Raw genomic sequence first — 10,987 nt, forward strand, 5'->3', positions numbered from 1 at the left:
GCGGGCTTCGGCGGCCTTTCGTGTGGTCGATCGGCTAAGTTACCGTCATTTACAGCCTCGCGTGAGGCACTGCGTTTACAATAGGCCGCATCGATGGATCCGGCAGCCGGGACCGGGTCTGGAGCCGCCTTAAGCGCCGCTTCGGGCCGCGACTCCAGCGGCAAATCGGCCACACAAGCAACAGGATCAATGGCAAAAGCTCCCTATTCCGCGAGCGCGCAGGCATTGCCGCACCGCATGTCGCGCCTTTTCACCGAAATCCGCTGGATCTTGCAGGTCGCGCTCGGCGTGTTCCTGCTCATGGCGCTCGTCAGCTACAGCCGGCACGATCCGAGCTGGACGCATGCCGCGCAGGTCGACCACATCGCCAACTGGGCGGGCCGCGTCGGCGCGTGGACGTCCGACATCCTGCTGCTGCTGTTCGGGCTGTCCGCCTACTGGTGGATCGTGCTGCTCGGCCGCCATATCTCCGCCAATTACCGCCGCATCACTCGCCACGAGGAACTGCAGGATGACGCGCCGCGCGATGCCGGCTGGCTCGCGGACGCGTTCGCGTTCATGTTGGTGTTGCTCGCCTGCGACGGTATCGAAGCGTTGCGCATGTGGTCGCTGAAAGTGCAGTTGCCGCGGGCGCCGGGCGGCGTGATCGGCGAGGCGGTGGCGCGCGGCATATCGCATGCGCTCGGCTTCACGGGCGGCACGCTGGCCCTACTTATCGTGCTCGGCATCGGTTTGTCGCTGTATTTCCGTTTTTCGTGGCTGTCGGTGTCGGAAAAGGTCGGCGAGTCGATCATTTCGGCGGTCACTTTCGCCAAGCTGCGCCGCGAGGCCGGCCGCGACCGTAAATTGGGCGAAGCTGCCGCGGTGAAGCGCGAAGGCAAGGTCGAAAAGGGCCGCGTGCGGATCGAGGAGCACGAGCCGGTCATGATCGTGCCGCCCATCGTCACGCCCGCCAAATCGGAACGCGTCGAGAAAGAGCGGCAAGTGCCGCTGTTCACGGACCTGCCGGGCGACTCCACCTTGCCGCCGATCTCGCTGCTCGACGCAGCGCCGGCCGCGCAGGAAACCATTTCCGCCGATACGCTCGAATTCACCTCGCGCCTGATCGAGAAGAAGCTCAAGGACTTCGGCGTCGAAGTGAGTGTGGTCGCCGCGTATCCGGGCCCGGTTGTCACGCGTTATGAAATCGAGCCGGCTACTGGCGTGAAGGGCAGCCAGATCGTCGGTCTGGCGAAGGACCTGGCGCGTTCGCTGTCGCTGGTGTCGATTCGCGTGGTCGAAACGATTCCGGGCAAGAATTTCATGGCGCTGGAGTTGCCGAACCAGCGCCGTCAGACCGTGAGTCTCTCGGAGATTCTCGGCTCGGCGGTTTATGCGGACGCGGCTTCGCCGCTCACCATGGGCCTCGGCAAGGACATTGGCGGCAAGCCGGTATGCGCAGACCTCGCGAAAATGCCGCACTTGCTGGTGGCCGGTACGACCGGCTCGGGCAAATCGGTGGGTATCAACGCGATGATCCTCTCGCTGCTCTACAAGGCGAGCGCCGATCAGGTCCGCATGATCCTGATCGATCCGAAGATGCTCGAAATGAGCGTCTACGAAGGCATTCCGCATTTGCTGTGTCCGGTGGTCACGGACATGCGCCAGGCGGGTCACGCGCTCAATTGGGCGGTGGCCGAAATGGAGCGCCGCTACAAGCTGATGAGCAAGCTCGGCGTGCGTAACCTCGCCGGCTACAACAACAAGATCGACGAAGCCGCCAAGCGCGACGAGAAGCTGCCGAATCCGTTCAGCTTGACGCCGGACGATCCGGAGCCGCTGTCGCGTCTGCCGAACATCGTCGTCGTGATCGACGAACTGGCCGATCTGATGATGGTGGTCGGCAAGAAGGTCGAAGAACTGATCGCGCGGATTGCGCAGAAGGCGCGCGCGGCAGGCATCCACTTGATTCTGGCGACGCAGCGTCCGTCGGTCGACGTGATTACCGGCCTGATCAAGGCCAACGTGCCAACGCGCATGGCCTTCCAGGTGTCGTCGAAGATCGACTCGCGCACGATTCTCGACCAGCAGGGCGCGGAATCGCTGCTCGGCATGGGCGACATGCTGTACCTGCCGCCGGGCAGCGGCTTGCCGGTGCGTGTGCACGGCGCGTTCGTGTCGGACGAAGAAGTGCATCGCGTCGTCGACAAGCTCAAGGAGCAGGGCGAGCCGAACTATATCGAGGGCATTCTCGAAGGCGGCGTGACGGGCGAAGGCGACGAAGGCTCCGCGGGCGCAGGGGGATCCGGCTCGGGTGACGGCGAGGCCGACCCGTTGTACGACCAGGCGGTCGATGTGGTGCTGAAGAACCGCCGTGCGTCGATTTCGCTGGTGCAGCGGCATTTGCGCATCGGCTATAACCGCGCGGCGCGCCTGCTCGAGCAGATGGAGAACTCAGGCGTGGTGTCGGCGATGTCATCGAACGGCAATCGAGAGATTCTTGCGCCGGCGCGGGAAGCGGAATAGGCAATCCATACGGCTAGTCCACCGGACCAGCCTCAAAGCACCGCGTATAAGCCCCGCTTAAGGCTTTGTGCTTAAGCTGTGACCCAAGGCTGAGGGCTCGTCCCTCGGCTGCGCGGTTCAAGCCAGCCGCCACGGCCACCCGGCCGCTGCCCACAAAGCCCGCCGCTGTGACCGCCCAACAAATTCAATCAAGGGAGAAAACACCATGCAGCTATTCGCGCAGCAGCACGCTCGACAGAGTGCTCAACCCAACCGTGTCAGCCAACTCGTTCGTACGATCGTACGTGGCGTCGGCAGTGTCGCGATCGGAGCGTCGATGCTCGTCGCGTCACAGGCATTCGCGAGCGGCACCGAGCAACTGAAGGCATTTGTCGCGCAAGTGCATTCCGCGCGCGGTACCTTTGTGCAGCAGGAAGTGCGCGCGCCGAGCAAGGCGCAAGGTGCAAGCGGCGCGAGCGGCGTGCTGTCCACGGCTGGCAAGACCGGCACATCAAGCGGCACGTTCACGTTCGCGCGTCCCGGCAAGTTCATCTGGCAATACGAGAAGCCTTATGCACAACTGCTGCAAGCCGACGGCGACAAGCTGTACGTGTACGACAAGGATCTGAACCAGGTGACGGTGCGCAGTCTCGGCGGCGCGCTCGGCGCGAGCCCGGCGGCGATCCTGTTCGGCAGCAACGATCTGGACAAGAACTTCACGCTGCGTGACGCAGGCGTGAAGGCCGGCATCGACTGGCTCGAATTGACGCCGAAGGCGAAAGACACGCAGTTTCAGCGCGTTGGCATCGGCTTCAAGGACGGCAATCTTGAAGCGATGGAACTGCACGATGTGTTCGGTAACGTGACGCTGCTGACGTTCTCGAACATTCAGAAAAACCCGCCGCTGCCGGCCGATGCATTCAAGTTCACGGTGCCGAAGGGCGCGGATGTGATCAACGGTTAAGCGGGTTGTTGCAGTAAGCTGATTTGCAGGAAGGCTGCGCATGGAGCGCAGCTTTTTCATTGCCGATTGCCGATTGCCGATCGCGCTGCGCGCCCGACGCGCTATTCGCCCTTTCCGAACCTGCGCCGGCTGAGCAGAACCGCTACTCATCCACTTCCAGCACCTGCACGGGATGCGCAGCCTTCATATCGTCGATAAACGCTTCGACAATATCCGTCCGATGTTGCCGCGCCCGCGTGACCATATGAAACGCCACCCGGTACTTCATCTGTGCGGGATTCAACGCGGCCAACAAGCCTTGCTTCACGAACGGCGCCGCGAAATGCCCCGGCAAATAGCCAAGATGATGCCCCGACAGCACCAGCATCGCGACCGCTTCCATATTGTCCGCGAGCGCGGTGACGTTTTGCGGCGTGGTCGAACTTTCGGCTTCGGGCAGCGGATAACTGCGCCACGCCCATTCGTGAGCCGCGGCTTCGGCAGGTGACACCTCGCCGGCAGAAGCAAACAGCGGATGCCCCTTCGCGCAATACGCGAACTGATCTTCGGCGAACACCTCGGTGTATTCGAGCGACGGCACGCGATGCCAGAAATAGCCGATGCCGATCTGAATGCGGCCGTTCAGCAGCAGTTCTTCGAGTTCACCCGGCGAGCGCACCAGAATCGAAAACCGCACCGACTGATCGCGCGCCCGAAACCGGCCGATCGCGTCGCTGATGCGCGCGCTCGCCGATACCGGTGTGTGGCCGATCATGCCAATATCGAGCGTGCCGACCAGTTTGCGGCCGACATTGCGCGCCTGCATGCCGAAAGTATCGACGGCGGACAGTAGAGCGCGGGCTGCGTCGATAAATTGCTCGCCGCGCGCGGTCAGGCTGAAGCCGCCGCGGCCGCGTTCGCACAGCCGGTAGCCGAGGCGTGTTTCCAGCGTGGCGAGTTGTGTGCTGATGGTCGACTGGCCGACGTTGAGCGTGGCCTGGGCCGGCGAGACACCGCCGGCGTCGACGATGGCGAGGAAGACGCGGATCAACCGCAGGTCGAGATCGGTGAGTTGGGAGAACATACGGCAGGATACATCGCTACGAATCAATGTGAAGTTTATTCTGTTCGTATTTTAACTTGCGGGAAACTGCTCAAGAATCGAGATTCGCCCGGCAAGGTGCGCTTTTTCTATTGATCCTTCGGCCGGTTGCACGTATTTGCTTACTGCCCCTCTTTTCATTGCCGAGACACGATGAATACTTCCTCCTTCATTTCCCCCGATGCCGGTGAACGGCCGCAGCCGCTGTCCGGCAACGCAATGCCCCGCTGCGGCGGCATTGCGACGATGATGCGGCTGCCGAACGTCGGCTCGGCCGAAGGGTTCGACGCCTGCTTCGTCGGCGTGCCGTTCGATCTCGGCACCTCGAACCGCACCGGCGCGCGCTTCGGGCCGCGCCAGATCCGCAGCGAATCGGTGCTGCTGCGTCCGTACAACATGGCGACGCGCGCCGCGCCGTTCGATTCGCTGCGCGTGGCCGACCTCGGCGACGTCGCGATCAATCCGTACAACCTGCACGATTCGATCAAGCGCATCGAAACCGCCTACGACGAAATCCTCCAGCACAACTGCAAGCCGATCACACTGGGTGGCGACCACACGATCGCGCTGCCGATCCTGCGCGCGATTCATCGCAAGCACGGCAAGGTCGGTCTGATTCACGTCGACGCCCACGCTGACGTCAACGACACGATGATGGGCGAGAAGATCGCGCACGGCACGCCGTTCCGCCGCGCGGTGGAAGAGGGCTTGCTGGACTGCGACCGCGTCGTGCAGATCGGTCTGCGTGGCACGGGCTACGCGGCTGAAGACTTCGACTGGTGCCGCGATCAGGGCTTCGAAGTCGTGCAGGCAGAGGCATGCTGGAACCAGTCGCTGGCGCCGCTGATGGCACGTGTGCGCGAACGCATGGGCGACGGTCCGGTGTACATCACGTTCGACATAGACGGTATCGATCCGGCTTTCGCGCCGGGTACGGGCACACCGGAAATCGCCGGATTGACGGTGCCGCAGGCGCTGGAAATCATTCGCGGCTCGCATGGCTTGAACATCGTCGGCTGCGATCTGGTTGAGGTCGCGCCGCCGTACGATCCGTTCGGTACGACCGCGTTGCTCGGCGCGAATCTCGCGTTCGAATTGCTGTGCGTGTTGCCGGGTGTCGAGTATCGGGCGTCGAAGCGGTGAACTGACCACGATTGATGGCGCATGAAGAGAAAAGGCCTGCATTTGCAGGCCTTTTCTGTATTGCGAGGATGCTTGCACGACTCAAGCGTATGCAGTTTTCCGAGTCGACACCAGCGCCAGATAACACACCGCGCCGATCACCAACGCGGGCAAGGTAGCGCCCAGATTCGGCAGCCATTGATTGATCGCCTGATACGCCACGATCCCGATTGCCCACGACGCGAACGCGCTCAAATGCCAGCCGCCCGAGAAGCCATAGCGGCCGCGCACGTCGCCGAGCACGGCGGCTTCAATGCGACGCTTGCGCACGATGAAGTGATCCACCAGCACCACGCCGAACAGCGGCGCGAACACCGAGCCGATCAGTAGCAGGAAGTTCTGATACTTCGCCATCGGCACGAGCAAGGCGATCGCCGTGCACAGCGCGCCGAACGCCGCAGACAACAACGGCACGCTGCCGCGCGTCCAGAACGTGCCGGTCGAGACCGCTGCGGAGTGGATGTCGGCGAACGCGTTGTCCACTTCGTCGATCAGGATCAGCAGCAGGGCGAGGCCGCCGCCTGCTTGCGCCAGCGCGCCGGTCAGCAGCGCATCGCCACCACCGGCCGCGAGACCGTAGATCGCACCGAGTGCGTAAAACCAGATGTTCGCAATGCCATAGCCGAGCAGCGTGCCGCGGAAGGTCTCGCCGGGGCGTCGGCCGAAGCGCGTGTAGTCGGCGATCAGCGGCAGCCACGAGAGCGGCATCGCGACCACCAGATCGATTGCGCCGCCGAACGACATCTCGCCGGTGCCCGGACGGCGCATCAACTCGGCCAGATCGTGTTTGGCAAGCAGATTCCACGAGAGCCACGCGGCGCCCGCCAGCAGCAGCCAGATGCCCCACGTGCGCAAAAACCGCCGCACGAACGACAGCGGGCCGCTGATCGCCAGCAGCGTCGCGAGCAAACCGAAGATCACGGTCCAGATCAGCGGCATCGAGAAACCGAAGGCCTGTTTGGCGAGCGCATCGGCGGAATCGCGCATCACGATCACCTCGAACGAGCCCCAGCCGACCAGTTGCACGGCGTTCAGCACAGCAGGCACCGAAGCGCCGCGCACACCGAGCGTCGGCCGCAGCGACGACATCGCCGCGAGCCCCGTATCAGTGCCGATCACGCCGGCCAGCGCCAGCAATACGACGCCGATCACGCTGCCGATTACGATCGCCAGCAACGCATGCGGTAGCGACAGCCCCGGCACCAGCAGCGCGCCCGCCTGCGCGACCAGCAGGCCGATGCCGAGCGAGAACCAGAGCGCGAAAGCGTCGCCGGTGCGGAACGCGCGGCGCGAGTCGGGCACCGGCGTGAGCGGTGCGTAGGTGGAACCGGCGTCGCCGGCGAGTGGATCTTGTGCCATCTAATCTTGTCCCTGTGTCGACCGGAGTTAGCGCTTTAGCTGTCGACCAGAGTTTGCGCTTTAGCGCGTTACTCCGGTCCCATGCAAAGCTCTTACTCCGGTCCCATGCAACATAGTTGCGGTTGGTGTTGCCTCTAAATTCGCGTGCGATGCCGGTGTTGCCGGCCAATCCGCGCGCGATGTTAGCCTGTCAGGCTGTCGGCGAGATTACTGGCTAGTCGGCGCGCTCATCGCCCGAGCGCCGTCGCTGTCATAATGCGTGACGTTGCCCGCACTCTTGCGTGCCGGCTTTGTTCATCCGGCAGCACGCCGCCTTCACACGGACCGCGTCCGGAAAAGCCGAGATTATCCCCAAAACGTCATGTTTGAAGAAACCCGTGCCAATGTTCCGCTCGCCGAACGCCTGCGGCCCCGCAATATCGACGAAGTGATCGGCCAGAAGCACCTGCTCGGCCCGAACAAGCCGTTGCGGGTCGCATTCGAATCCGGCGAAGCCCATTCGATGATCCTCTGGGGCCCGCCCGGCGTCGGCAAAACCACGCTCGCGCGGCTTATGGCCGACGCGTTTCATGCCGAGTTCATCGCGTTGTCCGCGGTGCTCTCGGGCGTGAAGGATATCCGCGAAGCCGTCGAGACCGCGCAAATTCATCGCGCGAACGGACATCAGACGCTCGTGTTCGTCGACGAAGTGCATCGCTTCAACAAGAGCCAGCAGGACGCGTTCTTGCCACACGTCGAGTCGGGCCTGTTCGTGTTCGTCGGTGCGACGACCGAGAATCCATCGTTCGAGGTGAATAGCGCGTTGCTCTCACGAGCCGCCGTCTACGTGCTGAAGAGTCTCACCGACGAAGAACAACGCGAGCTGCTCGACCGCGCACAGAAAGAACTCGGCGGCCTCACGTTCACCGACGAAGCCCGCGACGCCCTGATTGGTTCCGCCGACGGCGACGGCCGCAAGCTGCTGAACAACCTGGAAATCGTCGCGCGCGCGGCGGCCCAGCAGAAGAGCACCGAAATCGACGGCGCTTTGCTTGGCAGCGCGCTCGCCGAGAATCTGCGCCGCTTCGACAAAGGCGGCGACGCATTCTACGACCAGATCAGCGCGTTGCATAAATCGGTACGCGGCAGCAGCCCGGACGGTGCGCTGTATTGGTTCTGCCGCATGCTCGACGGCGGCGCGGACCCGCGTTATCTCGCACGGCGCATCGTGCGCATGGCATGGGAAGACATTGGCCTCGCCGACCCGCGCGCGGCGCGCATCGCGCTCGACGCCTCCGAAACCTACGAACGCCTCGGCACGCCTGAAGGCGAACTGGCGCTGGCGCAGGCGATCATCTATCTGGCGGTCGCGCCGAAGTCGAACGCGGGTTACAACGCGTACAACGAAGCGCGCCGTTTCGTGAGCAAAGACCAGTCGCGCGGCGTGCCGGTGCATCTGCGTAACGCGCCGACCAAGCTGATGAAGGAACTCGGCTACGGTCACGAATACCGCTATGCGCACGACGAACCTGATGCTTATGCCGCCGGCGAGACCTATCTGCCGGACAACATGCGCGACCCCCATTGGTACGAGCCGACGTCGCGCGGTCTTGAAGGCAAGATCGGCGACAAGATGGCGCGTCTGGCCGAGCTCGACGCGCAGTGGCGCAGCGAGAACAAGCCGAAGAAGGGCTGAGCCTTTTCGCCTGGGCTTCTGCGGCGGTTTCAGATGCCGTGTCGCCATTCCGCACGTCTTGACCATCTAACGCACCGGCCGCCCGCGCCGGTGCGCTAAAATCGCTGCTTCATACAACGAACACCCGCCCCATCCCATGCTCGACATCCAGTTGCTGCGCAAAGACCTCGACGGCGTCGCCAAACGCCTCGCCGACCGCGGCTATACCCTCGACGTGGCGGCCTTTGCCGCCCTCGAAGCGGAACGCCGCGACACCCAGACCCGTACCGAAGAGATGCAGGCGCGCCGCAACACTCTGTCGAAGCAGATCGGCGGGATGAAAGGGCGGGGCGAGGATACGTCGGCGCTGATGGCCGAAGTGGGCGGGATTGGCGACGAGATGAAGGCGTCGGCGGCCAAGCTCGACGATATCCAGAAGCGTCTGTCCGACCTGCTGCTCGGCGTGCCGAACCTGGCGCACGAAAGCGTGCCGATGGGTCAGAACGAAACCGGGAACGTCGAAGTGCGCCGCTGGGGCACGCCGCGCCAGTTCGATTTCGAGGTGAAGGATCACGTCGACGTCGGCACGCCGCTCGGCCTCGACTTCGAGACCGGCGCGAAACTGTCGGGCGCGCGTTTCACGTTGCTGCGCGGCCAGATAGCGCGGCTGCATCGCGCGCTGGCGCAGTTCATGATCGACACGCACACGCTGCACCACGGCTATACCGAGGTGTACACGCCGTATATCGTGAATCCGGAGATTCTGTACGGTACCGGCCAACTGCCGAAATTCGCCGACGACATGTTCCGCGTCGAGAAGGGCGGTGACGAGAACACGGTCACGCAGTATCTGATTTCGACGTCGGAAATTTCGCTGACGAACACGGTGCGCGACAGCATCGTCGAAGCGGACACGTTGCCGATCAAGCTGACCGCGCATTCGCCGTGCTTCCGCTCGGAAGCGGGCTCGTATGGCCGCGACACGCGCGGGCTGATCCGCCAGCATCAGTTCGACAAGGTCGAAATGGTGCAGATCGTCGCGCCGGAAGCGTCGTATGACGCGCTGGAGCAGATGGTCGGCCACGCTGAGGCGATTCTGCAGAAGCTTGAGCTGCCGTACCGCGTGATTACGCTGTGCACTGGCGATATGGGTTTTTCGGCTGCCAAGACGTATGACCTGGAAGTGTGGGTGCCTGCGCAGAATACGTATCGCGAAATCTCGAGCTGCTCGAACACGGAGTCGTTCCAGGCTCGCCGGATGCAGGCGCGCTTCCGCAATGCGCAGGGCAAGCCGGAGCTGGTGCATACGCTGAACGGTTCGGGGCTGGCGGTCGGCCGCACGCTCGTGGCTGTGCTGGAGAATTTCCAGAACGCGGATGGTTCGGTGACGGTGCCGGTGGCGCTGCGTCCTTATCTTGGTGGGGTGGAGCGGCTGGAAGTGCCGGCGGCTCGATTGGCGCCGGGCTGATGCAGCGGCTAAGGCCGCTGCCGATTGCCAAGTCCCTTTGAAATTTTTTGGCCGAGGGGCTTGGAAATCGGATTCAGCTGTTCTATAATCTTTCTCTCCCAAGCAACGACCCGCTTGGATCTGACGAAATAGCCTTGTTGCTGTGAGTTGGAAGACCCGGAAAGGTGGCAGAGTGGTCGAATGCGCTGGACTCGAAATCCAGTGTACCTTTAGGGGTACCGTGAGTTCGAATCTCACCCTTTCCGCCAAATTTAGAAAACAGGCCCTTCGGGGCCTGTTTTCGTTTCTGCCCGCGAAAAAGAGCCGTTCTTTTGAGCAGGGTTCGCCGCGTGTTGCCCCCACGCATCTTGCACACGCGTGGCGGTCTGCGGGTGGTTTGCCGAGTTGAAGGGAGGCATGGCTGAGCTTGCCGCTGAGCGCGAAGGCAAGATAACTCTGCGCAAGGTCGATGTCGAAATGCCGGACGTCGTACAGGGCCCCGCTGAAGAGATAAAGACGCGGCGAGAAGGCCTACATGCGTCGCAAGCCGCGATGGCGCGCCGGCTTCGTGTCAATCCCACGTACCTACCAGAACTGGGAGCAAGGGAAAGCAAAGCCGAATGCTCAGGCTGCTGTCTTGATCAAGCTGGTTGAGAAATACCCAGATACGTTGGCAATGTACGCTTCTCTTTAAGAACCGCCTTTGGGCGGTTTTTTATCGCGTGTAATTTTTCACCAAGCCTTTGTTTAGCGGATGCACTCGCTAGGGAAACGCTGATTAATGTACTGCCCGTTCGGTTTGCAGATGAAGCGGCG

The 10,987-nt window shown here is 62.9% G+C and carries 7 protein-coding genes and 1 tRNA gene; 6 read left to right on the forward strand and 2 right to left on the reverse strand.

What is annotated here, in order from left to right:
* Nucleotides 1-189 precede the first annotated feature (189 nt).
* A complete protein-coding gene (locus M0D67_RS34205) occupies nt 190-2,505 on the forward strand; it encodes a DNA translocase FtsK (RefSeq protein ID WP_154562050.1) in 2,316 nt (771 codons plus the stop codon).
* Between the two features lie 205 nt (nt 2,506-2,710).
* Nucleotides 2,711-3,448 carry an outer membrane lipoprotein chaperone LolA gene (gene lolA, locus M0D67_RS34210; protein ID WP_154562048.1) on the forward strand — a complete coding sequence of 246 codons (738 nt, stop codon included), beginning with the start codon at nt 2,711-2,713 and terminating at the stop codon, nt 3,446-3,448.
* Nucleotides 3,449-3,590: 142 nt separating this feature from the next.
* Here the strand turns inward: lolA and M0D67_RS34215 are convergent, their stop codons facing one another.
* On the reverse strand, nt 3,591-4,511 hold the full coding sequence (locus M0D67_RS34215) for a LysR family transcriptional regulator (protein WP_097391679.1): 921 nt from the start codon (nt 4,509-4,511) through the stop codon (nt 3,591-3,593).
* 171 nt (nt 4,512-4,682) lie between these two features.
* Between M0D67_RS34215 and speB the strand changes: the two genes are divergently transcribed.
* Nucleotides 4,683-5,672 carry an agmatinase gene (gene speB, locus M0D67_RS34220; RefSeq protein ID WP_054035089.1) on the forward strand — a complete coding sequence of 330 codons (990 nt, stop codon included), beginning with the start codon at nt 4,683-4,685 and terminating at the stop codon, nt 5,670-5,672.
* Nucleotides 5,673-5,753: 81 nt separating this feature from the next.
* On the opposite strand, the gene cytX is transcribed toward speB, so the two are convergent.
* Nucleotides 5,754-7,070 carry a putative hydroxymethylpyrimidine transporter CytX gene (gene cytX, locus M0D67_RS34225; RefSeq protein ID WP_154562044.1) on the reverse strand — a complete coding sequence of 439 codons (1,317 nt, stop codon included), beginning with the start codon at nt 7,068-7,070 and terminating at the stop codon, nt 5,754-5,756.
* Nucleotides 7,071-7,431: 361 nt separating this feature from the next.
* Between cytX and M0D67_RS34230 the strand changes: the two genes are divergently transcribed.
* The 3 genes from M0D67_RS34230 (at nt 7,432) to M0D67_RS34240 (ending at nt 10,440) form a co-directional block, all read left to right on the forward strand.
* Nucleotides 7,432-8,745, forward strand: a complete 1,314-nt coding sequence (locus M0D67_RS34230; RefSeq protein ID WP_154562042.1) for a replication-associated recombination protein A — start codon at nt 7,432-7,434, stop codon at nt 8,743-8,745.
* Between the two features lie 136 nt (nt 8,746-8,881).
* Entirely contained in the window at nt 8,882-10,192 is a 1,311-nt protein-coding gene (gene serS, locus M0D67_RS34235; RefSeq protein WP_266241378.1) for a serine--tRNA ligase, read from the forward strand.
* A 158-nt stretch (nt 10,193-10,350) separates the two neighbouring features.
* A tRNA-Ser gene (locus M0D67_RS34240) sits at nt 10,351-10,440 on the forward strand.
* Nucleotides 10,441-10,987: the final 547 nt, after the last annotated feature.

The organism is Paraburkholderia sp. SECH4, assembly GCF_030511745.1.
Classification (GTDB): Bacteria; Pseudomonadota; Gammaproteobacteria; order Burkholderiales; family Burkholderiaceae; genus Paraburkholderia; species Paraburkholderia madseniana.

Excerpts from the sequence above, each read along its gene's own strand:
- M0D67_RS34205 (WP_154562050.1), top strand. The coding sequence starts at position 190 with ATGGCAAAAGCTCCCTATTCCGCGAGCGCGCAGGCATTGCCGCACCGC.
- lolA (WP_154562048.1), top strand. The coding sequence starts at position 2,711 with ATGCAGCTATTCGCGCAGCAGCACGCTCGACAGAGTGCTCAACCCAAC.
- M0D67_RS34215 (WP_097391679.1), bottom strand. The coding sequence starts at position 4,511 with ATGTTCTCCCAACTCACCGATCTCGACCTGCGGTTGATCCGCGTCTTC.
- speB (WP_054035089.1), top strand. The coding sequence starts at position 4,683 with ATGAATACTTCCTCCTTCATTTCCCCCGATGCCGGTGAACGGCCGCAG.
- serS (WP_266241378.1), top strand. The coding sequence starts at position 8,882 with ATGCTCGACATCCAGTTGCTGCGCAAAGACCTCGACGGCGTCGCCAAA.
- M0D67_RS34230 (WP_154562042.1), top strand. The coding sequence starts at position 7,432 with ATGTTTGAAGAAACCCGTGCCAATGTTCCGCTCGCCGAACGCCTGCGG.
- cytX (WP_154562044.1), bottom strand. The coding sequence starts at position 7,070 with ATGGCACAAGATCCACTCGCCGGCGACGCCGGTTCCACCTACGCACCG.